21 protein-coding genes are annotated in these 25195 nt (G+C 52.4%); 20 read left to right on the top strand and 1 reads right to left on the bottom strand.

The window, feature by feature from the left end; translation table 11 throughout:
- Window positions 1–1059 (bottom strand): N-acetyl-gamma-glutamyl-phosphate reductase, encoded by a 1059-nt coding sequence (argC, locus tag S7S_RS02620; protein ID WP_008739707.1) that lies wholly within the window; start codon window positions 1057–1059, stop codon window positions 1–3.
- Between the two features lie 119 nt (window positions 1060–1178).
- Here argC and hemJ point away from each other — a divergent pair, with 119 nt between their 5' ends.
- The 20 genes from hemJ (at window position 1179) to S7S_RS02520 (ending at window position 25193) form a co-directional block, all read left to right on the top strand.
- Window positions 1179–1598, top strand: a complete 420-nt coding sequence (gene hemJ / locus S7S_RS02615; protein WP_008739706.1) for a protoporphyrinogen oxidase HemJ — start codon at window positions 1179–1181, stop codon at window positions 1596–1598.
- A 205-nt stretch (window positions 1599–1803) separates the two neighbouring features.
- Window positions 1804–2565, top strand: coding sequence for a bifunctional hydroxymethylpyrimidine kinase/phosphomethylpyrimidine kinase (gene thiD, locus S7S_RS02610; RefSeq protein WP_008739705.1), 762 nt, complete (start codon window positions 1804–1806; stop codon window positions 2563–2565).
- Window positions 2562–3179: a thiamine phosphate synthase gene (gene thiE, locus S7S_RS02605; RefSeq protein ID WP_008739694.1), complete on the top strand. Its 618-nt coding sequence runs from the start codon at window positions 2562–2564 to the stop codon at window positions 3177–3179. Before thiD ends, thiE begins: the two co-directional genes overlap by 4 nt.
- A 67-nt stretch (window positions 3180–3246) precedes the next feature.
- Window positions 3247–4533: a glutamate-1-semialdehyde 2,1-aminomutase gene (gene hemL, locus S7S_RS02600; RefSeq protein WP_008739689.1), complete on the top strand. Its 1287-nt coding sequence runs from the start codon at window positions 3247–3249 to the stop codon at window positions 4531–4533.
- Window positions 4534–4734: 201 nt separating this feature from the next.
- Window positions 4735–4971, top strand: a complete 237-nt coding sequence (vapB, locus tag S7S_RS02595; RefSeq protein ID WP_008739688.1) for a type II toxin-antitoxin system VapB family antitoxin — start codon at window positions 4735–4737, stop codon at window positions 4969–4971.
- An 8-nt stretch (window positions 4972–4979) separates the two neighbouring features.
- Entirely contained in the window at window positions 4980–5366 is a 387-nt protein-coding gene (gene vapC, locus S7S_RS02590; protein WP_274544713.1) for a type II toxin-antitoxin system tRNA(fMet)-specific endonuclease VapC, read from the top strand.
- Window positions 5367–5765: 399 nt separating this feature from the next.
- Window positions 5766–6779: a helix-turn-helix transcriptional regulator gene (locus tag S7S_RS02585; RefSeq protein WP_008739686.1), complete on the top strand. Its 1014-nt coding sequence runs from the start codon at window positions 5766–5768 to the stop codon at window positions 6777–6779.
- A 219-nt stretch (window positions 6780–6998) separates the two neighbouring features.
- A complete protein-coding gene (locus S7S_RS02580) occupies window positions 6999–7709 on the top strand; it encodes a vWA domain-containing protein (protein ID WP_041025922.1) in 711 nt (236 codons plus the stop codon).
- Window positions 7710–7730: 21 nt separating this feature from the next.
- A complete protein-coding gene (locus S7S_RS02575; RefSeq protein ID WP_008739684.1) occupies window positions 7731–8000 on the top strand; it encodes a WXG100 family type VII secretion target in 270 nt (89 codons plus the stop codon).
- Between the two features lie 8 nt (window positions 8001–8008).
- A complete protein-coding gene (locus tag S7S_RS02570) occupies window positions 8009–9337 on the top strand; it encodes a hypothetical protein (protein ID WP_008739683.1) in 1329 nt (442 codons plus the stop codon).
- Entirely contained in the window at window positions 9327–9704 is a 378-nt protein-coding gene (locus tag S7S_RS02565) for a hypothetical protein (RefSeq protein WP_008739682.1), read from the top strand. Before S7S_RS02570 ends, S7S_RS02565 begins: the two co-directional genes overlap by 11 nt.
- The gene (locus S7S_RS02560; RefSeq protein ID WP_008739681.1) at window positions 9697–9918 is read left to right on the top strand and encodes a hypothetical protein; all 222 of its coding nucleotides are present in this window, start codon (window positions 9697–9699) and stop codon (window positions 9916–9918) included. The genes S7S_RS02565 and S7S_RS02560 overlap by 8 nt, the downstream gene beginning before the upstream one ends.
- A gap of 22 nt (window positions 9919–9940) precedes the next feature.
- Window positions 9941–12613, top strand: coding sequence for an FtsK/SpoIIIE domain-containing protein (locus S7S_RS02555; RefSeq protein WP_082027611.1), 2673 nt, complete (start codon window positions 9941–9943; stop codon window positions 12611–12613).
- A complete protein-coding gene (locus S7S_RS02550) occupies window positions 12610–14370 on the top strand; it encodes a Card1-like endonuclease domain-containing protein (RefSeq protein ID WP_041025920.1) in 1761 nt (586 codons plus the stop codon). Before S7S_RS02555 ends, S7S_RS02550 begins: the two co-directional genes overlap by 4 nt.
- Entirely contained in the window at window positions 14367–14954 is a 588-nt protein-coding gene (locus S7S_RS02545) for a vWA domain-containing protein (protein ID WP_008739678.1), read from the top strand. Before S7S_RS02550 ends, S7S_RS02545 begins: the two co-directional genes overlap by 4 nt.
- A complete protein-coding gene (locus tag S7S_RS02540) occupies window positions 14947–15675 on the top strand; it encodes a PP2C family serine/threonine-protein phosphatase (protein WP_008739677.1) in 729 nt (242 codons plus the stop codon). The genes S7S_RS02545 and S7S_RS02540 overlap by 8 nt, the downstream gene beginning before the upstream one ends.
- Entirely contained in the window at window positions 15672–17168 is a 1497-nt protein-coding gene (locus S7S_RS02535) for a protein kinase family protein (RefSeq protein ID WP_008739676.1), read from the top strand. The genes S7S_RS02540 and S7S_RS02535 overlap by 4 nt, the downstream gene beginning before the upstream one ends.
- Entirely contained in the window at window positions 17165–20557 is a 3393-nt protein-coding gene (locus tag S7S_RS02530; RefSeq protein WP_008739675.1) for a DEAD/DEAH box helicase, read from the top strand. Before S7S_RS02535 ends, S7S_RS02530 begins: the two co-directional genes overlap by 4 nt.
- The gene (locus S7S_RS02525) at window positions 20554–22698 is read left to right on the top strand and encodes a hypothetical protein (protein WP_035205790.1); all 2145 of its coding nucleotides are present in this window, start codon (window positions 20554–20556) and stop codon (window positions 22696–22698) included. The genes S7S_RS02530 and S7S_RS02525 overlap by 4 nt, the downstream gene beginning before the upstream one ends.
- Entirely contained in the window at window positions 22698–25193 is a 2496-nt protein-coding gene (locus tag S7S_RS02520; RefSeq protein WP_008739672.1) for an ATPase, read from the top strand. The genes S7S_RS02525 and S7S_RS02520 overlap by 1 nt, the downstream gene beginning before the upstream one ends.
- Window positions 25194–25195 lie beyond the last annotated feature (2 nt).

Genomic DNA, 25195 nt, shown 5'->3' with positions numbered 1-25195 from the left:
TCACGGTAGCAGCGCCGCCCCTTCCAGCCCGGCGCGCTCCGGCAGCCCGAGCATGATGTTCATATTCTGCACCGCCTGGCCGGAAGCGCCTTTGACGAGGTTATCAATCACGGACAAAACCACGATCACATCGCGGTCGAGCGGCCGGTGCAGAGCAATCCGGCAGTAATTGGCACCCTTTGTATAGCGTGTCTGGGGATGGCTGCCAGCCGGCATCACGTCCACGAACGGCTCATCCGCGTAACGCTCTTCGAACAGCGCCTGGATATTCTTCAGCGACAACGTCGGATCACGCAGCGGGGCATACAGCGTGGCGTGGATACCCCGGATCATCGGCAGCAGGTGCGGCACAAACGTCAGCGACACCGGGTCGTTGGCGATATCCGCGAGGCCCTGCTCAATTTCCGGCAGGTGCCGGTGCCCGGAGGCGCCGTAGGCGCTGAAGTTATCACTGGCTTCCGCCATCAGCATCGGGATCTTTGCCTGCCGCCCGGCACCACTGACGCCGGAGGCGGCGTTGGCGATCAACTGGTTCGGGTCGATCAGGCTGTCTTCCAGCAGCGGCAGGAAGCCAAGCTGGATGGCGGTCGGGTAACAGCCTGGGCAGGCAACAAGCTGCGCCTGCCGGATCTGCTCCCGGTTGCGCTCCGGCAGGCCGTAAACGGCCTGTGCCAGCAGGTCCGGCGCGGTGTGGGTCTCGCCGTACCAGTGCGCCCAGACATCCGCGTCACGCAAGCGGAAATCCGCAGACAGGTCGATCACCCGCACACCCGCCGCCATCAACTCGGGCATCATGCGCATGGCCACATTGTGCGGGGTGGCGAAGAACACCACGTCGCACTCCGCCAGCCGCGCCACATCCGGCACGGTGAACTTCAGGTCAAGGTGGCCACGCAGGCTCGGGAACATGTCCGCCACGGCGGTGCCGTCCTCGCTGCGCGAGGTAATGCAGGCGATCTCCACCTCCGGATGGTTGACCAGCAGGCGCAACAACTCCGCCCCGGTGTAGCCGGTGCCGCCGACGATACCCGCCCGGAATCTCTTCGCCGTACTGCTCATAACCTGTGCTCCGATGATGGATCGTGAAACCCGGCATGATAGAAAGGCATTACCTTACCAGCAACCCGCCGCTGGCGCTGTTATGATGCGCGCCGGGTCAGCGCCAAACGGGAGTTCGCATGCTCTGGGTCAAAGCCTTCCATCTTATTGCCGTAATTACCTGGTTCGCCGGGCTGTTCTACCTGCCGCGTCTGTTCGTCTATCACGCCATGGCGGAAGACAGCGCCAGCCGGGAACGGTTCAAGATCATGGAGCGCAAGCTCTACCGGGGCATCATGACGCCGTCGATGCTTGCCACGCTGGGGCTGGGCATCTGGCTGCTGTACCTGAACCCGGCCTGGCTGAAAATGGGCTGGATGCATGCCAAGCTCACCCTGGTGGTGCTGCTGGTAGGCTACCACCACGTATGCCTGGCCTATATGAAGAAATTTGCCGCCGACGCCAATACAAAGAGCCATGTGTTCTATCGCTGGTTCAATGAAGTGCCGGTGCTGTTCCTGATCGCTATTATCATTCTGGTGGTGGTGAAGCCCTTCTGACCACCCCTTGGTTCCGTAGGGTGGGTAGAGCCAAAGGCGAAACCCACCGAGACCATGTCGCACACTGCTCGCACAAAACCAGCGGAACTACCTACCTCCGAAGCAGGGCAGTTTCGATGATTTTGCGGAAGTGATTAACAAGCATGGACATGGTGGGTTTCGCCTTTGGCTCTACCCACCCTACCGCCCAAGCCCGGAGAACGCTGTGAAACCGAACATTCTTGTGATTGCCGGGCACGACCCGTCTGGGGGCGCCGGGATCCACGCCGACATTGAGGCGATCCACAGCCTGGGCGGCTTCGCCGCCACGCTGATTACCGGGCTGACGATCCAGAACAGCCAGAACGTGCTCGGCTTCGAACTGGTGTCCGAGACGCTGCTGGCCCGCCAGGCTGACGCGCTGCTCGCCGACATGACGTTCTCTGCCGTCAAGATCGGCATGACCGGCAGCCCCGGCGTGATCCGCTTTATCGCCAGCGTGCTGGACCGCCTGCCCGGCGTCCCGGTGGTACTCGACCCGGTGCTGGCCGCCGAAGCCGGCGGCAGCCTCTCCGGCGACACCGTGCCCGAAGCCATGCTGCGCGAACTGATGCCGCGCGCGGCCCTGACCACCCCCAACCTGCCGGAGGCCCAGCGACTTGCCGGCACGGCGGATATCGATGCCTGCGGCCAGCGGCTGCTGGAGGCCGGCTGCCCGGCGGTCCTGATCACCGGCACCCACGACGATACGCCCGAGGTCCGCAACCACCTGTTCACGGCGGACGGCCGCCAGCACTGGGCCTGGCCGCGCCTGGACGGCAGCTTCCACGGCTCCGGCTGCACCCTGGCCAGCGCCTGCGCCACCCTGATAGGCCTGGGCCAGCCGCTGCCCGAGGCGCTGGAAAACGCACAACGCTATGTCCACGCGAGCCTGCGCCGTGCCTGGCAAGCCGGCAAAGGCCAACTGATCCCCGACCGCAGACCATGACCCCGCAACGCGGCCTGTACGCCATCACCGACCCGCACCTGTTGCCGGGCGACCGGCTGCTGCCGGCCTGTGCCGAGGCGCTGGCCGGTGGTGCACGCCTGCTGCAATACCGCGACAAACCCGCCGACGCCGCCACCCGGTTGACACGGGCTCGGGCGCTGCGTGCGCTGACCCGCGATCACGGCGCACTGCTGATCATCAACGACGATCCGCAACTGGCCGCCGACTGCGGCGCCGATGGTGTGCATATCGGCCAGGGTGATGGCGGCATCGCTCGCGCCCGTGCCCTGCTGGGCGCCGATGCCATTGTCGGGGTCACCTGCCACGCCAGCCTTGATATGGCCCGTCAGGCCCAGGCGGACGGAGCCGACTACGTAGCCTTTGGCCGCTTTTTCCCTTCCCGTACCAAGCCACAGGCGCCGCCGGCGGACCTTGCCGTGCTGCGCGCCGCCCGCGCAGCACTGACCCTGCCGCGGGTGGCGATCGGCGGCGTGAACGCGGATAATGCGCCGGCATTGATTGATGCCGGCGCCGATATTCTGGCGGTCATCCACGCGCTGTTCGGCACCACCGATATACGTGCTGCAGCGCGCCAGCTCGCCGAGCTGTTCTGACTGCCCGCTCTGTTTTCTCAACCATTCCAGACCCGCGCGACGCCGGCCTGCCAGCAAGAGGTTACCCATGCCCCGCAGACATTCCGAAGACCTGTTCCGCGACGCCCGTCAGTACATTCCCGGTGGCGTGAATTCCCCGGTCCGCGCCTTCAACGGCGTCGGCGGCACCCCGGTGTTCTTCCACCGTGCCGAAGGCGCCTACCTGTTCGATGAAGACGACAACCGCTACATCGATTACATCGGCTCCTGGGGCCCGATGATCCTGGGCCACGGTGACCCGGAGGTGCTGGCGAAGGTCCACGCTGCCATCGACGCCGGCATGAGCTTCGGCGCCCCGACCGCCATCGAAGTGGCGATGGCACAGAAAGTCTGCGAGCTGGTGCCGTCCATTGAACAGGTGCGCATGGTCAGTTCCGGCACCGAGGCCACCATGAGCGCCATCCGTCTGGCGCGCGGCTTCACCGGCCGCGACCTGATCGTGAAATTCGAGGGCTGCTACCACGGCCATGTCGACAGCCTGCTGGTCAAGGCCGGCTCCGGTGCCCTGACGCTGGGCGTGCCCAGTTCACCGGGCGTGCCGAAGGCCGTCACCGAACACACCCTGACACTGGACTACAACGATCTGTCCAGTGTGGAAGCCTGCTTTCAGGAACACGGCGAGCGCATCGCCTGCGTGATCGTCGAGCCGGTGGCCGGCAACATGAACTGCGTGCCGCCGGTGAACGGCTTCCTGGAAGGGTTGCGGAAATTCTGCGATGACTACGGCAGCCTGCTGATATTCGATGAAGTGATGACCGGCTTCCGTGTGGCACTGGGCGGCGCCCAGGCGCTGTATGGCGTCAAGCCGGACATGACCACCCTTGGCAAAATCATCGGCGGCGGCATGCCGGTGGGCGCCTTCGGCGGCCGCCGCGACATCATGCAGCATCTGGCGCCGGCCGGGCCGGTGTATCAGGCCGGCACACTGTCCGGTAACCCGGTGGCCATGGCCGCCGGCCTCGCCACCCTGGAGAAGATCAGCCAGCCGGATTTCCATGCCACGCTGGAAGCCCGTGCCGCACGCCTGATGGACGGCCTGTCCACCCTGGCCCGCGAACAGGGCGTGGCGATGACCACCAATCAGGTGGGCGCGATGTTCGGCTTTTTCTTTACCGAGCAGACCCGCATCACGCGCTTTGATGAAGTGATGCAGTGCGATCAGGAGCGCTTCAAACGGTTCTTCCACGGCATGCTGGAGCGGGGCGTGTATCTGGCGCCGTCAGCGTTTGAAGCCGGTTTCATTTCCAGTGCGCACGGTGAGGCGGATATCGACTTTACGCTGGCGCAGGCGCGTGAGGTGCTGGCCGCTGGTTGACCTGCAAACTGGGGCCGCCCATACGCCCCCCCCCTCTCCGTTAAGAAGCCCGGCGTATCAGACACAGCGCCTGCCCTCACAGGCCGCTTTCAGGCGGAGAGCGGGCATCAACGATGATGTATATGCTATTGACATATGGAGGACGCCACACCAACAATGTATATGCTCAAAACATATACAAGCTCTTGCAGAGGCCAAACCATGGAACGCGTGCGTATCTTCAAGAACAATCAAAGTCGGGCCATTCGATTGCCCAAGGCACTGGACTTTTCACTGGATGTCCAGGAGGTGGACATTATTCGCGTCGGCAATACGCGCATCATCGTACCGGCCGGACAGGGCTGGGCTACGTGGTTCGACCGGGATGCCCGTGTCACGGATGATTTCATGGCCGAGCGGGAACAGCCGGATGATCAGGAACGGGATGCGCTGGAATGATCCGGTATATGCTGGATACCAACATCGTGATCTACACCCTGAACAACCGTCCTCGCCACGTTCGGGGCCGCTTCATTGCTCACGATGGCCAAATGTGCGTGTCTTCCGTGACGATGATGGAACTCTATTTCGGCGCGGAAAAGTCCAATAACCCTGGCCGCAATATCGCAGAAATCGAACAGTTTGCCGCCCGCCTGGATGTTTTTGACTACGACACCGAAGCGGCCGCGCATACCGGCCAGATCCGCAACGAGCTGAGACTCTCAGGAAAAAACATAGGCCCGTACGACCAGATGATTGCTGGCCACGCCCGTTCCGCCGGGCTCATCGTCATCACCAATAACGTCAGTGAATTCAGCCGCGTATCAGGATTGCGAGTCGAAAACTGGGCCTGATGGCGTCCTTCGGCCACTGCCCGGCGGCTAACTCTCCTACAGCAAACAGGATCAGGTATTGATCGATATGATTTCATTTTGACATCACTGCTTTGGCTATCAATTCCCGCCCAAAAGCCACCGCTCTCTCACCCCGACACACTTCCATCAATGAAGCCCGGCCTCATTCGAAGAAGCTTTTCTGAAATGTTGCCTTTCTCCAGATTTATCCATGTAAGCAACGTGTGGGGCACGCCTCAGGGCGCAAACACGCCCTGCGACACAATCTGTCGCACCACACCGTTATAAATGCGGCAACGCAATGGCCCACCGTGTCATTTTGCGGCTAGAATCGTGACCGGCATCCCAAATCGGGGGAGGAGGGAGCCGGATTTCCTAAAAAAACATGGACAGTAAACGATGTCTGATCCCAAGGATCCGCTTGCCCGGTTGTTAGTGCTTTATTCATTGATCCCGCATTATCCGCAGCGCGTCGCCACCTCGACACTGCACGAGAAATTGCGCGAGCGCGGGTTCAATATCAGCGAACGCACTCTGCAACGGGACCTCGCTGGCAAGCTGTCACCCCATTTCCCGATAGGTTGCGACGACGAGACACCGCCCTACCGCTGGTATCGCATGCCAGGCAGCCCCAAAGACGACCCGCTGATCGCCGAGAACCCGCCCGGCGCGCTGGCATTGTATCTGGTGGAACAGTACCTGACCGGGTTGCTGCCGCAGACCGTATTGGATCAGATGGCGCCACGGTTTCAGGAGGCGAAGCGTTATCTTGAGTCGCTCGGCACCAACAGCCTGGCGCACTGGGCCAAGCGTGTTCGTGCATTGCCACCCGGCAAGACGCTCATTCCCGCCCCGCTGAAGCCGGGCGTCTGGGAGAATGTTTCCATCGCGTTGATGGAGCAGAAAAAGCTGGCGGTGGATTACACCAGCCGGAGCAAAGGGGAGCAGAAAACGCTGACCCTGAATCCATTGGGGTTGGTCAGCCGGCACAGTATCACCTATCTGGTTGCGACCGTAGAGGGTTATAGCGATCTGCGGCACTTTGCTTTGCACCGGATTGGTCAGTGTGATGTGTTGGATGCGTCGTGCGGGGAAACTGCGGGCTTTGATATTGATGCCTATATTGAGTCCGGTGTATTTGGTTGGCACCAGGGTAACGCTGAAACCACAGAGTTGGTGGCGGATGTTAGCCCGCAAGTGGCGTGGCTGCTGAGTGAGACGCCGCTGTCTGGCGATCAGCGACTTGAGGCACAGCCTGATACGGACTGGCAGCGACTGTGTGCGACTGTGCCGAAGGATCAGGAGACGTTGTGGTGGATATTTGGGTTGAACTGTCAGATTAAAGTGCATAAACCAAAGGAGTGGGCTGAGGATCTGAAGTCTAAATCCACAGGAATGGTGATGCTTTACTAATGCGATATACAAGACATCGCGCCTCATCTTTGAATACCAGCAAGCAACGGCCTTTACTAAGTAGGGTTAGCATTCTAAATCATAGGCACCCAGCGCGTCTCCCACAACAGTGCATCCCCTATCACCATATCATCGACAGCTTGCTTCTCTCTCTACCGAAAAAACAGTTATACCTGCACTTATCCAGAATCCAAACGAAAAATAACAGGACGATTATCCATGTTCAACCCTAAAGAATTCACCACCCCGACCGCCAAACCGCTTCCCGTTGTTCTGCTTCTGGATGTCAGCTCCAGTATGTCCGGAGATAAAATCGAGAACCTTAACAAAGCCGTCGAGGATATGCTGGATACCTTTGCGCAGGAAGAAAAGATGGAGACTGAGATTCTTGTTTCCGTCATCACTTTCGGCAACCAAGTGGAACTGCATGTTCCCTACACCAAGGCTTCTCAGGTGCAGTGGCAAGGTCTGCAGGCTAACGGCATGACCCCGATGGGAACCGCCCTCAAGATGGCCAAGGCCATGATTGAGGACAAGGAGACCACTCCGTCCCGTGCCTACCGGCCGACGATCGTTCTTGTTTCAGACGGGCAGCCTAATGACAGCTGGGAAAGGCCGCTGGAGGACTTTATTTCCGAAGGACGCTCTTCCAAATGTGACCGCATGGCAATGGCTATCGGACGTGATGCGGATGAGACGGTTCTGAAGCGTTTTATCGAGGGCACGCCCCATGACCTTTTCTATGCGGAAAACGCCGGGCAGCTGCATGAGTTTTTCCAGCGAGTGACCATGTCGGTGACCATGCGTACTCAGTCCAAGAACCCCAACGTGGTACCGGCCCCGTCGGAGATCAAACTGGACGGTGGCAGTGTCAAGTCGGCCACAGCCGGGAATACAACCGCTCCGTCCGACGATGAAGGTTACTGGTAAACAAAAATTTGGAGGTAAATCATGCCACAGGCAATTGGCGACCCTGATGAACTTGACCGTTTCGCGCAGTCTCTGACGCAGTTCATCGACACGTTGAATGGAGCGGTTAACGTTTTGAATCATAGCTTTGGTGCCCTTGGGGATACCTGGCAGGATGAAAAGCGAGCGAGTTTTGAAGAGGACTATAACGCGCTGGTGCAGCAGCTGTCTCATTTTGAGGCGAACGCATCGGAACAGGTCCCTTATCTTCACGCTCTGGCTTCACGTTTAAGAGATTATTTACAGAGTTAAGGTGGGGAATGGCGTACGTATCCGTTGGACAAGTTGAGAATCTCGAGGAGGCAATTGCCGGACTTCAGTCGGCCTATGACTCCATGGAGAGCGCCTGTCAGGCCCAGATTGCTGCGGCTGAAGCCAAGTTGGCCGAAGCACAGCAGGAGGCCGACAACAGCGCTCAACTGCTGGATGCTGCGATGGAAGCTGAAATGGAGGCCGGGCAGCAGCTGCAACAGGCTAATGAGCAGCTTGCTTCAGCCAATGAGCAGTTGAGTTCCGCTTGTTCATCTCTTTCCGCCTGCGAAGCGAGTGGCAACTATGATGAGGACGGCAACTATGAACCGCCCAACTGTTCATCTGAAGAGGCCGATGTAGCCGCCGCAGAATCTTCGGTCGCCGAAGCGGAATCTGTTGTTGCGGCTTCTGAGGAAGCTTTGGAAGCGGCAAAAGACCATCGCATGCAGATGGAGCAGCGAAATGAAATGGCCCGGCAGTGTCTTGATATGGCAACGCAGCTGGCGGAAACAGTTCAAACGGAGTGTGCAGCCCGGCTTGCCAGTGCTGCGGCTCACCTTGAAACAGGAAAAGCCCGACTGGAAAGCGCCAAGGCAGCTCTCAACGCCTACCTCGATACGCACCCGCAAGCAGCAGAATTTTATTCATGGTTGAAATGGACTCCGGACCCCAATAAACCGGTTACGCCAAAAGAGCTGCATTCACGGCTGAATCTATCCGTTGAACAGCAGCGCTACTATTTTGAATATCTCGCCGATCGTGACCCGGCATTCAGAGCCAAGATTGCCGACTACAGAAGCCAGCTCGAAGCCGCCAACGGTCCTGCTGAAAGGCATGCGGTTCAGCTTAAGATCCGCCGAAATCTGAGCGGCTATTGTGGCGAAAAAATTGTGGAACAGGCGCTGAGTCCCCTCGGACATAAAGCGGACACGCAGGCCCGGACCACATTTGAGGACGGCAGATTCACCAAAACCGACCTGATCATCGAAGATCTCAAAGTGCCGGTTATTCTCGGTCGTGGTGAAGGTATGAGTGCTCCGGCCGGAGGCTCCATCGCCATTGAAGTGAAATGCGGCCGGGCTTCGTATCTCTATTCTCAGAAAGACCACATGGTATTCCAGTCCGGTGGACATCAGGAAGCCAATGCGTCGATGACGGTATGTTCACGCGACATCAAGGATTTAACTCCAGAACAGGAAGAAGAGCTGCGTGAAGCCCTTCGGAGTGCCGGATCGCCATTAATAGGCATGCTCCCGACAAAAGACGAGATCGACAAAGCCTGCTGGGACATGGTGACCGGTTCTAATGCAAATAACGGAGTAACTCATGAAAATTAAAATTGCTCTGATACCAAGTGAACACACCAGCAAGGCCCAGGATCTTTCCTCAAAGCTCCAGAACGCGATGGAGGCAGGTGAGATGAGTTCTGTTGACCAGCTCACAGAAGAACTGATCTCGCTAACAGGTAGCGAGTATTCCCTGTCCTTGTCGGAAGAATACTGGCATAAGCTGATTGAAAAGGTCAGATGCTCTGATGACGATTTCAAGTCCGACTACATTATGGCCAAGCCGCAACTCGAAACGGTTATTGCAGCCGATGTGGCTGAATCGTTTGCGGACGTTACAGGTGTTGTTGAGCAGGCATTAAAGACTGATAGTGTCGTCCTCCAGCTACCGTTTGAAGAGGAGGATACCAATGTTTGATGATCTTTTTAATGTGACTTCACAGCAGATGGGCAAATTTTCCGATACAGTCAGAGACGAGTTTGGCCAGTCTATTGTCTCAGACGTTTTCGAGCCCATTTTGCAGGACATCTCCGGCCTTCAGCAAATGGGAGAATTGTTTCAGACCCGAGCCGCCGAGATTGATCAGCTAACAGGTGAACTGCAATCGATAGGAAGCATGGCTCATGAGTAAGAGTCGGAATAACAGGGAGTCCATGCTTAAACGTCTGTTCGATGCAGTTGGTGCATTGAATCATGCCGTTGCTCAAAGGGCTCAAAAGGTTGACCGCATTGAGAAAGACTACCCGGGCGAAAAACTCAAAACGGAAGCTTACAACACCAGAAAACAGCGGCTTGCCACTGTCAATCAGGAGTTTGAGAAGGAATGGGTTTCGGCCCTGAAACATCTTGATGAACTATGCAAAAAGGTCCGCCAGCGCCAGCCGCATCTGAATGATTTAACAGTCGAAAATATCAACACGGGCACGCGTTTCCCTGACGCCCTGGCATTCGGGCGCATGTATCTTACCTATCAGAACTGGAAAGGTTATATCCCACGGCTGATCCCTTTCCCTTTTAAGAAATCGCTCTGGCTGCCTGACCAGACTACAGGACACCGGTTAATTCACCAGCTGATGCTTCGGCTGATGCACTGCATGCCGGTCGGCAATGTTGAAATTACCGCTGCAGATCCGCTGAGACTGGGCACGTCTCTGGACCCGTTCCTTTCTCTGTTGAAAGTAAAACGGCTCTTTCCCCAGCAGCGATTGCTGACCCGGTCGGACGAACTGGAAAATGCCCTGGCCCGGTTAACGGACTATGTTGAGGATCTGCTTCAGAATAAATTCAAGGGAGAGATCAAGAGCTGGTCTGCCTACAACGAGGCAAACAGCAGCAATCCCATACCATATAAACTGTTGCTCATTTTCGGAGTGCCGGAACAGTTGACGGACAAAAGCCTCTGGTACCTTGGCCGCCTTCTGGAACATGGACCTGCCTGCGGCGTGCTTCCGGTGTTGACCATTGATGAAAGTCGGTTGGAGGACCGCAAGTTTACGGGGCTGCGCACCGCGATAGACAAATATTCCAAGAGAATGGATTCCATTGTTCCGGCAGAGATACTGACCAAGCATGTCTCTGAAATCAGTGTTGTGGAGGAACAGGAGTTCTGGCCCGGACGTTCTGAGCTGACCGACTTTCTGGCATCCATATCGGACCGATATGAACAGAGCGCGAAATTCAGCAAGAGTCTGACTGACCTCTGGTGCAATTCGGACTACTGGGGTCACGACGCTGTTCAGGGTGTACAGGTGCCGATCGGCTGGACTTCGGAAGGCGAGATCGTTCCTTTCTCTATCGGCGGGGTGAATACAGAGCACCATGTTCTTCTGGCGGGGCGTTCAGGCTCCGGAAAATCAAATTTACTCCATGTTCTGATTCATAGCCTCTGCCACACCTATTCACCCTCGGAGTTGAATATCTACCTGCTGGATTACAAGCAGGGTACGGAATTCAGTGTTTATGCTTCCCCTCCGCTTCCTCAGGCAAAACTGGTGGCAACAGAGAGTGACCCTGAATACGGGGTAACTGTTCTGGCGCATTTGACCGAGGAGCTTGAAAAACGGGCTCAGGAGTTCAAAAGCCGGTCTGTCCGCGATTTTTATGAATACAGGGAATCTTCAGCAGCCGAGCTCCCGCGTGTCCTGCTGATTATCGATGAGTTTCAGATCCTGTTTTCTGAGGGGCGGCAAGTGGCCGAACCCGCAGAGAAAATGTTGAACCAGCTGCTGAGGCAAGGACGGGCCTACGGCATACATGTGCTGCTGGCCACCCAGACACTGAAAGGAATCCAGTCTCTTTCAATGGGCCAGCTGATAAGCCAGATCGGCTGCCGGATTGCCCTTGCCTGCAGCGAGGAAGATTCCGCGATGATTCTTGGCAATAGCAACTGGGAGGCTTCCAAATTGAGCAGCCCTCCGGAGGGGATCATTAACAATTCCAACGGGGCAAAATCGGCAAATCAACGGTTTCTGATTCCATTTGCCGATCGTGGGCTGTGCAAGGATCACATTAACAAGATTACTCAGATCGCAGACCAGCGTGGTTACTGCGGCTCAACAAGAATATTCAACGGTTCGCGTCTGCCGGAAATGCCTGCTGCTGATTGGTTCAACTCAAAAAGCCATGAGGCGGTGCAACTGCACCTTGGTGAGCGTTTGAGTTTTGAAGCTGAGCCGCTCTCACTGACACTGGTTAACCGACCGTCATCGAATTTACTGATATCCGGCTATAACGATGCAATCCACGACGGTCTGCTCGCCTCCATCCTTCAAAGCTTGGATGCTCAGAATGGCATCGATGAAATCATCTACTTTAACGGGCGCTCCATTGTATCGGCTGGTGCTTCAAAATATCTCGATGGCTCCGGGAAAAGACCCGTTTCAAAACACGAGTGTGTTACCTCGCTAAACCTTACCGACATCCCCGACGAATTACACAAATCCAAAAGAATCCTGATCATAGACGGCCTGGATTCTACAAAGGAATTCCACTCCGGACCGGCGAGCTTTCGACCGGTGAAGAAAGATGAGCCGCCCTCACCACAAGAGAGCATAAAGAAAATCCTGGAGGATGGCCCCCTGCATGGGACATTTGTGATCGCCTTTGCGGATAACTGGAAGCGCTGCAATTCATCATGCAAAGACCTTCTGAGCTTCTTTGAAATGCGCATCGGATTCTGCATGAATGAAGACGATGCGGGCTCATTTGTCAGTGGAGCAATTGGAAAATTTAAAGGACTCGATACAGACAACCGCGCCGTCTTTGCCGATCGCTTGAAGAATCAGGTCAGTTGGTTCCGTCCGTACGTAAATGGTGAAAAATTATGAATAAATATTTAATGACATGGTACGGAATAACTGATTTCAGGGCCTCAATTGGACTGGAACAGACAACCGGACCCGTTCTGGGAGCTTTGCTGGCGGAAGACTACACCGATGTGGTCATCCTTGGCTTTACGCACCCGGATAAAACCGCAAACAGAAAAGATGGGTTTCAACAAAAAATAGAAAACACTGATGGTTCTGACCCTGCTGCTGCGAGAGAGATTATTGATTTGTTCTCGAACTCAGTTGAGGCACACAACCACTTTACTCAATGGCTGGAAAAGCAGCTTCGGGATGCCGGTAAAAAGGTCAATGTACATTTTCACCCCGTGGGCCTGAAGCATCTCAATGACACAGAAGGCATATATGAGGCTGCGACTCAATCTTTGAATACGGTCGCAGCATCTGAAGGTGAAAAACTGGTTACGCTCTACCTTAGCCCGGGCACTCCCGTTATGGCTTTTGTTTGGGCTTTTGCGGCCCTGAGGCATCCGACTCTCAAAAAACGCCTTATAGCATCTTCTCAACCCGGAAGACCTCCGGAAAGAATCGCACTGCCGAACGAGTGGCTAGAATGGCACGGAAGACAGGTTCGAACAACTGATGCGGAACCTGATCAGTATGATGCCATTTTTCACCTGTTCGGCGAACAACGGGTGCCGAACCTGCTTGGCGTGATCCAGTTTTCAAGCAGGAAACACATCTTTGTGAATTCCGCACAGTTCCCTGCCGATGTCATGAAACAGTTTCTTGGAGAAGCTGAGTACGGTGAAATTGCGGTGGACCCATATGACCCTGAAAATGTCCGAACCACGATTCTGGATCTGATCGCGAAAATGCCTGCCGATGCGAAGATCGGCTTCAACTTAACGGGCGGAACCAAGTTGATGTATGCGGGGGCTCTTGCCGCCTGTCGCAAGGTGAATGCGACGCCATTCTATTTTAACAGCCGGAACAATCAGGTGGTTTATCTCAATGACTTTAAGACCGTTGAGACAAAACTGATTCCATCGGTAGAGACCTTTATCCAGCTCAACGGCAATAATCTGTTTATTTCGAAGGCTGGCCATTGGGCTGATATACCCGACATTGAATCTCCTGACCGGAAAAATCTGACCAATGAGCTCTGGCAGGCGCGTTCCAAAATTTCACGGCTCTATAGAGAGCTGTCTCGTTATAACGACAGCTTTCAGCCATTTGAACTGCATAATGGCGACATCTACGCAAAGCTCTCCAAGGATAAAAGTGCGAAGATAAGTGTCGGCACCAAACACTTTGAGTTCAAAGACTGGCCGGATTTTGCTCAATATCTTTCAGGTGGATGGTTTGAAGAATACACCTTCATGAAGCTTCAACCCCTTGTTGATGTCGGCCTGATCAAGGATATGCGCATTGGCCTTGAGGTCTCATTCAAAGAAGACGTTGCCGACAAGAGTTCATCAAGCTTTAGCGCACAACTGAGCAGCCTGTTTGGGGATACTTATCAGGAGCTTGATATTACTTTCACGGATGGGCGACGTCTCTATGTCATCGAATGCAAGGCGGGCAATGTGAACAGTGAGCATGTCATGAAGCTCCAGAATATTGTCCGTTATTTTGGCGGAATTGAAGGCCGAGCCGTTCTGGCCTCATGTTTCTACCCGAAAAACAAAGTCGTAAGAAAGAAGATTGACGACTCGAAAAACCTCCAGTTGGTATCGGGTAACAATCTGTTCAGGCAGCTGGAAGAAATGATTCAACCTGGAGGGCGTCATCGATGAAAGTACCCCTCTATATCATTGTTGATGTTTCCGGCAGTATGAATGAGATGGGCAAAATCCATCTTCAGCGGAATTTGTGCCGTTATGCGGCTCAGCTGCGGCTCATAGATCAGGAAAAATACTCAGGCTCTGACATCCGCTTTTATCAATGGGCACAGAATGTTTCCGATGTCGCTTTGCAAAGCGACGGGGATATTCCTGCCTTAAATGCTGAGGGCTCCTCGAACCTGTGTGATCTCTCTGATTTCCTCTCCCAGCATCTGAATGATGCCGGAAGCGCGAGGACTCTCATCCTGTCTGACGGAAATTTCCCCAATTCAGACATCGTAAGCTTTCAGAACCAACTGGGCACATTCAGCGACCTGATCATCCGGACAGTTGCCGTCGGCGCTGATGCTGACCTGTTTAAGTTGAAGAAAATTTCCACAAATAACACTGTTTACCTTTCGGAGAACATAGCTTCAGCGATTGACAGCACAATCTTTGGTTCTGATGAGCCGTTGACCGCGCCAGTATCCACAGCCCGGATTCTGGAATCCGCACCGGCTGAAACAGAAGAACCAGAGGAGGATTGGGATGCTTGATCAACTCTGGAATAGCTGGGGTGCCTCAGTAATCGGCCCCCTACATGTTAAAGCCGGGATTCCCAATCAGGATTCTTGGATGGCTCGCCGGTATAAATGGGGAAATGTCGTTGTTGTATCGGACGGACTGGGCAGTAAGGCACATTCAGATCACGGTTCAAAAGCCGCCTGTCTGGCTGTGTTTGAGGCAGCCAAGAGCTACCAGAATACCCCTGATGCCAATATCGTTGATATTTTAAGGCTGATCCATGCCAACTGGCTCGTGAAAATAGCTCCGTACTCTTCAACAGATTGTTCGGCCACATGCCTTTTCGCCATCCAGATCGAAGGGATTATTACTCTTGGCCGCCTTGGTGACGGAATGATTGCCGCCCTTGGAGAAACTGGCGAAAACCACCTTATTCTCAGTGATAACAAACAGGCTTCCTTCTCAAACTACACAAACAGCCTTCAACAGGAGTTTAAGCCAGATCAGTGGGAAACCGCGACGATTGAAAGCACGGCATGCAATGCAGTTGTGCTATGCACGGATGGCATATCCGATGACCTGTTACCTGAAAAGCAGATGACCTTTGCACAGGAACTCTACTCCACTTATGCAGACCTGGAGTCGGAGGAAATAAAGAGGGATCTTAAACGTTGGCTCAATGAATGGCCGGTTCCGGGACACTCCGATGACAAGACGATTGCTTGTCTGTTTAAGAAAGGAGGTTCCCAATGAGTCAAAGATTCAACGAGTATGTGGATGAATATCAGAATGTATACATTCAGGACAAGGTGCTCGGTCAAGGAGGCCAAGGGGTCGTTTTCCGTACCAAGGACCCTGATCTGGCGATCAAGCTTGTTACAGATGAAAGCGGAACTCCGGTCACCGATGAGGAGTCGGTGGAACGGTATTCAAAGCGCTTTAAGCGCGTCCGGCTCCTGCCTCTGCCAGAGAACCTGAATATATCCGTACCGGCAGCTCTGCTTCAAAACAATGCCGGTTATGTGATGCAGCTTTTGAGTGAAATGGTTCCGTTCAGTCATTTCTGGCTCGATGGCAAGTCCGCAGAAAATATTGGTCCAGACGATATCCCGGCATGGCTTTCGGCAATGCCGGAGAACGAAGCTAAAAAGATTGTTCATTATTATAGAACCGGTGGGCTCAGACGCAGGCTTCATGCGCTCTACAAATGCGCATCATTGCTGGCACGCCTTCACGGTAATGGCATGGTCTATGGTGATATCTCTCCCAACAATATCTTTATTTCAGAGGGGCTTGATGATTCATCTGTCTGGCTTATTGATGCCGACAATATTCGATTTGAAATTACCGCAGGCGGAAGTGTTGTTTACACACCCAAATGCGGTGCCCCCGAGCTGGTGCAGGGCAAAGACGGTGGAAGACCTTCAAGCGATTGTCATGCGTTCGCGGTCGTGGCTTTCTACTTGCTTTCGCTGATTCACCCTTTTGTCGGAAAAAAGGTGGATGGAACGGATGAAGGCGACTGGGCTGATGAGGAAAATGATGGCGAGGATGTTGAAGATAAAGCCTATGCCGGACTGTTCCCTTGGGTTGATGACCAAGATGATGATTCCAACTCTTCCGACAGCGGTCTGCCCAGATCCCTTCTCCTGACAGAGAAACTGATTACTTTATTTGAGGGCACATTCGGCTTGGGCAGGACATCCCCTTTGCTGCGACCGACCATCTATCACTGGCCTGAGGCTCTCGCTCAGGCGGCGGATATAACCGTCACATGCCCGGGCTGCTCCATGAACTATTACTACGACTTCATTCACCCGGAAACAGAGGGTCACAATTGCCCTTACTGTAAAACACAAAGGCCGCAGGTGCTCATTCTTGAGTCTTATCGATGGAATGGGCCAGACAAACCCTTAAACTCGCCATCCTGGCAGTATGTACGTGAGATCGCTCAGGGCTCCGAACTGACGATACCGAGGCGAGTTTTTGATGAGTTTGCAATGCTTGATTCGGATACAGCAGAGGTGCTCATCTCTTCAACCGCCAAAGGAATTCTGATTAAAAAATCAGACCATTGCAAAGCCGAATTATCCGTTGCTGCTGCCAGTCACCTGCAAAGTGGTTTTCAAAAGCTTTATTCACAGATGAAAATAGACCAGGTAACGCCGGATGTTCAATTTTGGATGTTTGTACATTTGAATAGTCCTCGGTTGGTCAAATGCATGATCAGCGGAGGTGGCAAATGAGACTGAAAGATATAAATGCTGACATCACCTTTGAATTATGGATGAAACCTGAGCTGGCCGGAGAGACGCCCCAAATGGGTGTTGGATATATCGCACCCAATAATGTCAGACAGGCATACAGATTAAGAATCAATGGCCAGCAGTGGAACGTGCTGATTCGTGATCCCTCGGCCGGAAAAGATCTGAATTTTCATCTGAAAAGAGGCTGTGCGCATCTTGCCGAGGTATTGCAGGTTGCAAAGGACGGTAGTGCGCTTGTAAAAATTGTCTTTTTCAATGGCGAAATCGTTGAAATTGGCGACGTGGAGATCGGCATTGATGAGCGCATAGAATCAACGGCTAAAAGAAATGGCATTCGCTTTAATGGAGCTGAAGAGCTGGGGAGCGTATTAAACGATAAATGCAAAATCAGCGTTGGCGGTGAAGATTTCTTTCTACTTATGAGTGGTCCATCCGCCAAGGCTGACTTTGAAGCGGATAGTCCCGAGGATGAAGACTCGCCTGAGTCGGGGGGCGTTGTGCAGGAGAAATACCGGGAATTCTCTATATATGGTGAGAGGGTTCGCATCCCGGTTGAAAGGCGCAATGTCGATAAATCAAAGGACATCTATTTTGCGACTAAAGCGGTCTTTAAGGATAACCAGAAGAGTGAAGGATCATTGCGTCTGGCAAGGGGTGCTGTCCAGTTTTCTGACTACACCAAGACAGGTCGCATTCGTGCTTTAGCCGCAGGAGCGATGAGTCAGCTTACCAAGGAGACCGGGAGCTACCTGAAACAGTGGGACGAGTACGGTGCAATTGAAGGTGAAATGCTGCTGGCAAGGGCCAAAGCCGTTGGCAGAATAGACTATCATGGCACTGAACAGACAACAAAAGGTGTTAAGTTCTTTGTGTCGTCTATTCCGGACCAACTTACCGAAGGTGATGAGATAGAGATCACCTCCGAGGAGCCTTTATACCTCAAGAATCCTGATCTTACATGGGAAGCCTACAGCAAGGCTCTGGAAGAAGAATTCGCAACCAAAAAGGATCATAAAAAGAACGATGCTGAAATGCCAGCTTCTGTTTATGCCCCGATCCTTAAAATTTCAAGAACCAGCATTGAATTGGATCTGCCGTCAATTCCGTCTGGTCAGATGTTTTTGATTCTGTCCATCAATGGCGACAAGATTCAGATTGAAAGACGAATGCGGGCACGTTCAGCCATTCTGGAAGGACGCTGTGCTAATCCGCTTCTCGGTCTACTGATAGAAGAAGGAGGAACCCTTCCGGAGATACAGCGCGTCACCAAACTGAAGCCTTTAACGTCCTTCGTAAAAGAGAAGATTTTTAAGCATCCACCCACAGACAGGCAGGTGGAAGCCATCGAAGTCGCATTAAACACCCCGGACATCGCTCTTATTCATGGGCCGCCGGGTACAGGAAAAACAACTGTAGTTACAGCAATTCTTGAAAGGCTCAATGAGGAATATGACAAAACCAAGTCTATAAGAGGTCAGATACTTGTCTCCGGTTTTCAGCATGATGCCGTTGAGAATATCGTTGCCAGGCTGAGTGTTAATGCACTTCCGGCAGTTAAGTTCGGCAGAAGGTCCGGTGACTCGGAATTTACGGAAGATGCCGTCACTGAAAAAATTAACAAATGGTGCTCCAATGTCGCCGAGAATATTCGAAACAAAAATCCTCAAATTGCTCAGACTGAGGATCAGGTAAGACTCGCAGAGCTGTTTGTCGCATATTCATTGTGTCCTTCGAAGAACAACACAGTCAGTTTAATGAAACGTATTCTGGATTTGCCCAGAGACGTGATTTCTGAGGATATCACCAGTGAGGCTGAAGAAATCATCAATTCCCTGCAAACGGAACTGAAGCCGAATGATCCTTCCACCTTGCGGCTCGTTCGAGCCCTTCGTGTCAGTGAAGCAGCCTTTGAAGACGACGGTGCCGCAAGAGCTGTCGATTTGCTGGATAAGATCGAAGACGAACCTGCCAATTTAGATTTAAGCGTTCTTGAAAAAGCGGCCCGTTGGCGCAGCGGTAAGCCGCTGAGTTTTCTTCCAGAGCTTAGAGAACTGAAAGAAGCGCTGCTCTATAGATATCTGCCTTCTCCCGATTTCAGAACTGAAAAACCAAGAGAAGATGTTTTGAGATTGGTGGCAGCGGTATCTCAGCTTCTGGAGAAAAAACTCAATTCAACCAATAAACGGGATGCAATTCTGGCTGAGTTTTTACATGAGCTTGAAGACAATCCTGATGGCGTTCGTGAGGCCATAGAGGACTACAACTTTGTGTATGCTGCAACCACTCAACAGGCGGTCGGGAAAGATATCATCCGCTCAAAGAATAAAAACGTCCGATATGATCAGCGAACAGAAATGGTCAAGTACGATACGGTGATCATAGATGAGGCAGCGAGAACCAGCCCGCGAGATCTGCTTATTCCGATGTCTCAGGCGGAAAAAAGAATAATCCTTGTCGGGGACCACAGGCAGTTGCCTCATTTGATTGATGAAGAGGTCGCGAGAGCTTTGGAAGGTGACGATTCATCCGGCCCGCCGGTTGATGTCGATTTTGTGAAGAAAAGTATGTTTGAGTATCTGTTCAACCGCCTGAAAAAACTGGAGGAGAAGGATGACATCAAGCGAACAGTGACGCTGGATGCTCAGTACCGAACACACCCGCTGTTGGGAGATTTTGCCAGCAATAATTTCTATCAGAAATATAACGAGGGTTACCGGTCTCCATTATCTGAGAGCCACTTTGAGCAACGCCTTCAGGGCATAGAAAACAAAGCCGCTATCTGGATTGATGTTCCTAACAGTCAAGGGAAGGAAGCTGTCTTGCCCAGCCGAAGCAGGCAGAGAGTATCTGAAGCCAAGGTTATAGCAGAGCACGTGAACAAGTGGATTGGCTCTGAAGAAGGTTCCGAGCTGAGTTTTGGTGTAATCAGTTTTTATAAGGCGCAGGTATTTGCTGTTTATGAAGCCCTGCAAAAATTCGGAATCACGGAACGGGCACAGGATGGTGCATGGCAGAGATGTCAGGAATACCGCTTTCTTGAAAATGGTGAAGAGCGGCTCCGCATCGGCACTGTTGATGCCTTTCAGGGGATGGAATTCGATATTGTGTTTCTTTCCATGGTGAGGTCTCAGGATATGAACACCTTGCCGCCTCATATACGCAACGAGGAGGATTACAAAAAGAAGCAGCAAAAACTATTCGGCCATCTCATGTCGGAAAACCGCCTATGTGTGAGCATGAGTCGCCAGAAGAAGGTCTTAGCCATTGTGGGAGACGGCGTTCTTGCAAACAGCCAGATAGCTGTGGATGCAGTTCCGGCTCTGAAAAACTTTTATGATTTGTGCCATGAAAAGGGGGTGATCCTATGAGTGCGCCCTCTACAAAAAAATCAGCAAAAGACCATCGTCCTAAAGTAATCAGTTTCCGCACAGGATTGGATGGATTGAACATCGCCGCCAGACAAAGTGTTCTATGGCCATGTCACGCCTTCAACATCTCTATTCCGCAAAAGAAAAAGAGCGGCCTCAATGTGTTTGAAGAAACTGTCTTGAAAATAACCGAGATAGAATCCGGCGACACGGAAAATATTGCGCTGCTCACTTGTCTGGAAAATGAACTGGTGGCCTTCATTCAGAATCGCCTCAACCAGCTAGGCCTTTTAAATGACCGCTATGAGTTGTCTGAGCATGGACAGGAGCTTCTGAACGAGTGGCAGAATAAATCAGACGGAAATCTGGAATACACCGTGGCCACAGTGTTTGTAGATCTGCTGTCCGGGAAGCTTCTTCCCTATGTCAGCACGGAGCAGCTGAGCTATAAAAAAATCTCAAGTATTGGTGACAACGGATTTATTGATTTTCTAATCAATCCAACCAATGAGAAGTCGAGGGTCAGTGCAAGACAGATACGACCATCAAAAGACTCTTTCTGGAAAGCAGTTCCTGATTCCAACGATATCATCAGAGCCATCAGGGAGTTTAAGAAGAAATATAAGCGGCATGCCCTGTTGAACCAAGGTGTCGATCAGTACCCGCCTCCGGTGCCAATGGCTGAAGCCATATCCTTACATGAGAATCCGGAACTGGTTTACTTGCATTGCAATGTCCTTATCCAGATAGGCAATTCTGACCTTTTGGTGACGGATGGATGCGGCTTTGGCTTCTCTGAAAGCTTTGCCAATTACCTTACTTCTCAGGACTGGAAGTGGGTCATAGATTTGAAGAATAAAGGCGTTATCGACCGACTGAGTTCCGACCAAAGCAATGAAGAGGCTGAGGATGAATCTTCAGCGACGGACGGATTGAAGAAATATCCACGGATAGCACGCCCACTTCGACGCGCACAAGAGTATCTGTCAGACGCTGAAAAAATTGAGGTTGATTCATCCAATGATGAGCAGGAATTCGCCCGTTTGACCGGCTTGGCGGTAGTCGCCTTGTATGAAGCCATAGAATGGGCGCTGCGATTTGTTGTATCTGATAACCCTGTGACTCACTGGGAGCGCTTGTTCTCGTCACAATCCTACCGGGAAAATGACAAGATACTGCGCTCGTTTGCCACCAAGATTGGGTTTGATGTTTCGGACAGTGTGAAGGCCCTTCTTCAAGTGAAATCCGGCAAAATCAGAGCCGTTGACCGTGGTGTTTCCGAGATGCAGCCGCTACTGGCTCTGGCAATAGCCGGGGCGATAAATGATCCCAACCATCCGCTGAATCATCTGGCCATTGAAGACTCTGGATGTCTCTCCTTTATAAATGCGCTGAAAGAAGTCAGGGACCCGGTATCCCATGGAAGCTCAACCGATGTTGAACTTTCACCGGAAACCCTTGAGGGCTATCGCGATAGAACCACTCGGCTCATCCAGTCGCTAATACCGGATATAACCGAAGATGCCTATACAGCCAAAACAAAGCAGGAAAGAGATATTGATCAGGTCAGATTGAAGGCCAGGATCGAACTGGACAAGTCATTGGGGCTTGGATTTGTTCAAGCTGTTTCCCCGTCGTTACGGGAAGAGTTGGTCAAAGTAACGATCTTAAGCCAGAGGACGAATCTGGATAACGAGCAGCTTCAGCGCTACATAAATTTGTTGGCGTCCATTATGCAGCTGTCGTTGTTTGAAGTCGCCAAGGACCGGAGATCATCAGTCAAAAATCGAACAAACCTGAGGGATGATGCGATTGAAAAAATCGTTCAATCCGGGTTTTATCCTGCGCCTGATGCCATCCCCGAACAAATCAGCACCGTAAATACCAAACGACTCTATCGTGCTGTTCAGGGCTCAAGCACAACTCTGGGAGCTCACCTTCTTGCGGTTTTCCTATTGGGATCAGAAAGTGAACTGATCGATATGCAAAAATCAGATTCAAAATTCGTTGATTTTGTTGCCAATTTGATCCAACTGCGTGGACACGGCAATAAACAGCAATCTGACTTTTCACGGGACGACATGGAGTCGTTGAAAAACAATGTATTCAAAGCAATCAAGATAATAACGGAGGTCTTCTAATGGGCAACAAGAACAAGCAGAGCGCCCAGTCTTCTGCCGATAATGAACAGGCAGATCAGGCCGATAAAACAATGAATGTCACAGAGGCTGGCCTCCTGAATAAACAGCAGGAACTGAAGGAATTGGAAGACTCTCTGACTCAAAAAGAAACGGTTATTGCCCAAAGGGAACAGGCGTTAAAGGCCGCTAAAGACGCGACAGCCAAAAAAGAAGCGGAGCTGAATGACAAACGCGTTCATCTTGAAGAGATGGAGCTTCAGGCAAAAAACGGCTTTCCGCAACTCTTTGAGGAAAAGTTCGCAGCATTCAAAAAACAATTGGAACAGCGGGAAGCTAAGTGCGTGGGCGAGCTGGAATCTCTTGAAAGCGAAAAGGAAAAATTGCGACAGAGAGAGATGGCGGTACAAAAGGCTGAAATCCAAAGGGACAATGGGTATGCAGATGCCCGGGCAAAGCTTGATGACGAGCTCTTCAATCTTCGGAAAGAACAGGAAAAGGAGCTGGAGTCAAAACGGGCAAACGCTCTGACTGCCATTGAAAAAGAACTTTCGGAGGAGAGGACATCCAGAATAGCAAGCTTGGAGAAAGAGATAGCTGATAGACTGAAAGTTCATGAGGCGGCGATTCAACAGGAAAAGGATGAGCTCGAACAAAAAAGAAAGGCTCTCCTGAAGGATCAGGCTGAGCTTGATGAACTCAAGGATGAGCTTGAGTATCAAAAGCAGCGCCTTCAATCCAGCAAAAACCGCCTTGAGGAACGAGAAGCTAATTTGAACGTTGAGGTGGATGCCAAGGTTGTTGAACGGAAGCAATCTTTCGAGAATGAGAAGTCTGCGCTTAATGATGAAATTGCACGTTTGAGAGAATCTATCAAAACGAGCAGTGCTCTAATTTCAAACTTTGAAGAATTGAAGCATAAGCTCGGTGATGAAGACCCAGCCGATGTTTTACTGAAACTGAAAACCTATGAAGAGGAAATTAAAAAGCTGCGCGATGACCTTGCCACACGCCCAACACAGGAGATGCGGGAAGCTTTTGATCGCTTGAAGTCCGAACAGAGCGAACTGCAGCTGGCCTGTGAGCGACTCTCTGAAGAAAATGAGGCTCTCAGAAGTTCAGCACGCGCACAGTCGGATCTTGAAATGCAGGTAGCGGAACTGACCGATAAAAACAAATCTCTGCTGAGGCGGTTTGAATCAGTGGATGCCGACAATAACCGATTGATGGAGGAACTTAAACGTTTACAGTCCTCGTACGAACGGGCACAGGACCGTGAGGCAAGGATTCGGGACATTGAAACTCCATACATTCAAAAGGAACTGCCCCGTGCGGTGGATAAAGTTGAAGAGCTTCAATGGCTGGACGGGATCAGTAAATCCTGCATCGATTATGGGCTGAGATTCCCACGGCGAATTTTACACGCATTCCACACCGCTCTAAAAACTTCAGAGTGGTCTCCTATGACTGTTCTGGCAGGCGTAAGCGGAACCGGAAAGTCCGAGCTGCCAAGGCTATATTCACATTTTGGCGGCATAAACTTTTTGAGTCTGTCCGTGCAACCGAACTGGGACAGTCAGGAATCCATGCTTGGTTTCTTCAACTCTATCGATAACAAGTTTGATGCCCAGCCTGTTCTGCGTTTATTGGCACAAAGTCAAAAGGCTCAAGCTGAAGGATATCCTCTCGGCCTTGAAGATGTCATGAGTCTGATTTTGATGGATGAAATGAACCTTGCCCATGTCGAACTCTATTTTGCGGAATTCTTGAGCAAGCTTGAGCTGCGGCGCGGTCGCAAAGGCAATGAGGTGCCGAGCCTTGAAGTTAAGCTGGGCGCAGGTATCCAACACTATGATCTGCCCCTGGGGAGAAATGTGCTCTGGGCTGGAACAATGAATCAGGACGAGACAACCAAATCCCTCTCAGACAAGGTCCTTGATCGAGGGATTGTAATCAACTTCCCCCGGCCGACCACCCTTGAAAGACGCCGTCAGCTGAAACCGTTGGGCGATCAAGCTCCTCTGCTGTCTCGTAAACTGTGGGAGAGTTGGTGGTGCAGAGAAAGTAAATTCAACGACGATCAGATTTTGCCATTCAAGGGGTTCATCGAAGACATGAACACCTCGCTGTCCAAGGTTGGCAGAGCTCTGGGGCACAGGGTGTGGCAATCCATCGAATACTACATGTCCAATTATCCTGATGTGCTGGAAGCTCAGAGAAACAACGATGACGCAAGCTTGGTCAAAGCGATGAAAGTCGCATTTGAAGACCAGCTTGTTCAGAAGGTCATGCCTAAGTTGCGCGGCATTGAAACCCGAGGTAAATCCAAATCGGACTGCCTTGATAAAATTCGAACTCAGCTGGTGAATGACGACTATACAATAATCGATGACTTTGATTTGGCTTGTGAGTTTGGTTACGGGCAGTTCATCTGGAACAGCGCCAATTACTTAAAAGATGATGAGGCTGTGAACGGTCAGGAAAATGCGGAGAACTGATA

It is taken from the genome of Isoalcanivorax pacificus W11-5 (assembly GCF_000299335.2).
Classification (GTDB): Bacteria; Pseudomonadota; Gammaproteobacteria; order Pseudomonadales; family Alcanivoracaceae; genus Isoalcanivorax; species Isoalcanivorax pacificus.
The sequence above is the reverse complement of the archived record's forward strand: the minus strand, read 5'-3'. Positions and strand labels throughout refer to the sequence as shown.

What these genes read in the sequence shown, in the direction of transcription:
- argC (WP_008739707.1), bottom strand. Translation starts at nt 1,059, where the DNA reads ATGAGCAGTACGGCGAAGAGATTCCGGGCGGGTATCGTCGGCGGCACC.
- S7S_RS02520 (WP_008739672.1), top strand. Translation starts at nt 22,698, where the DNA reads ATGGGCAACAAGAACAAGCAGAGCGCCCAGTCTTCTGCCGATAATGAA.
- S7S_RS02570 (WP_008739683.1), top strand. Translation starts at nt 8,009, where the DNA reads ATGGCGTACGTATCCGTTGGACAAGTTGAGAATCTCGAGGAGGCAATT.
- vapB (WP_008739688.1), top strand. Translation starts at nt 4,735, where the DNA reads ATGGAACGCGTGCGTATCTTCAAGAACAATCAAAGTCGGGCCATTCGA.
- S7S_RS02530 (WP_008739675.1), top strand. Translation starts at nt 17,165, where the DNA reads ATGAGACTGAAAGATATAAATGCTGACATCACCTTTGAATTATGGATG.
- S7S_RS02560 (WP_008739681.1), top strand. Translation starts at nt 9,697, where the DNA reads ATGTTTGATGATCTTTTTAATGTGACTTCACAGCAGATGGGCAAATTT.
- hemJ (WP_008739706.1), top strand. Translation starts at nt 1,179, where the DNA reads ATGCTCTGGGTCAAAGCCTTCCATCTTATTGCCGTAATTACCTGGTTC.
- S7S_RS02580 (WP_041025922.1), top strand. Translation starts at nt 6,999, where the DNA reads ATGTTCAACCCTAAAGAATTCACCACCCCGACCGCCAAACCGCTTCCC.
- hemL (WP_008739689.1), top strand. Translation starts at nt 3,247, where the DNA reads ATGCCCCGCAGACATTCCGAAGACCTGTTCCGCGACGCCCGTCAGTAC.
- S7S_RS02550 (WP_041025920.1), top strand. Translation starts at nt 12,610, where the DNA reads ATGAATAAATATTTAATGACATGGTACGGAATAACTGATTTCAGGGCC.
- vapC (WP_274544713.1), top strand. Translation starts at nt 4,980, where the DNA reads ATGCTGGATACCAACATCGTGATCTACACCCTGAACAACCGTCCTCGC.
- S7S_RS02535 (WP_008739676.1), top strand. Translation starts at nt 15,672, where the DNA reads ATGAGTCAAAGATTCAACGAGTATGTGGATGAATATCAGAATGTATAC.
- S7S_RS02525 (WP_035205790.1), top strand. Translation starts at nt 20,554, where the DNA reads ATGAGTGCGCCCTCTACAAAAAAATCAGCAAAAGACCATCGTCCTAAA.
- S7S_RS02540 (WP_008739677.1), top strand. Translation starts at nt 14,947, where the DNA reads ATGCTTGATCAACTCTGGAATAGCTGGGGTGCCTCAGTAATCGGCCCC.
- S7S_RS02555 (WP_082027611.1), top strand. Translation starts at nt 9,941, where the DNA reads ATGCTTAAACGTCTGTTCGATGCAGTTGGTGCATTGAATCATGCCGTT.
- thiE (WP_008739694.1), top strand. Translation starts at nt 2,562, where the DNA reads ATGACCCCGCAACGCGGCCTGTACGCCATCACCGACCCGCACCTGTTG.
- S7S_RS02545 (WP_008739678.1), top strand. Translation starts at nt 14,367, where the DNA reads ATGAAAGTACCCCTCTATATCATTGTTGATGTTTCCGGCAGTATGAAT.
- S7S_RS02585 (WP_008739686.1), top strand. Translation starts at nt 5,766, where the DNA reads ATGTCTGATCCCAAGGATCCGCTTGCCCGGTTGTTAGTGCTTTATTCA.
- S7S_RS02575 (WP_008739684.1), top strand. Translation starts at nt 7,731, where the DNA reads ATGCCACAGGCAATTGGCGACCCTGATGAACTTGACCGTTTCGCGCAG.
- S7S_RS02565 (WP_008739682.1), top strand. Translation starts at nt 9,327, where the DNA reads ATGAAAATTAAAATTGCTCTGATACCAAGTGAACACACCAGCAAGGCC.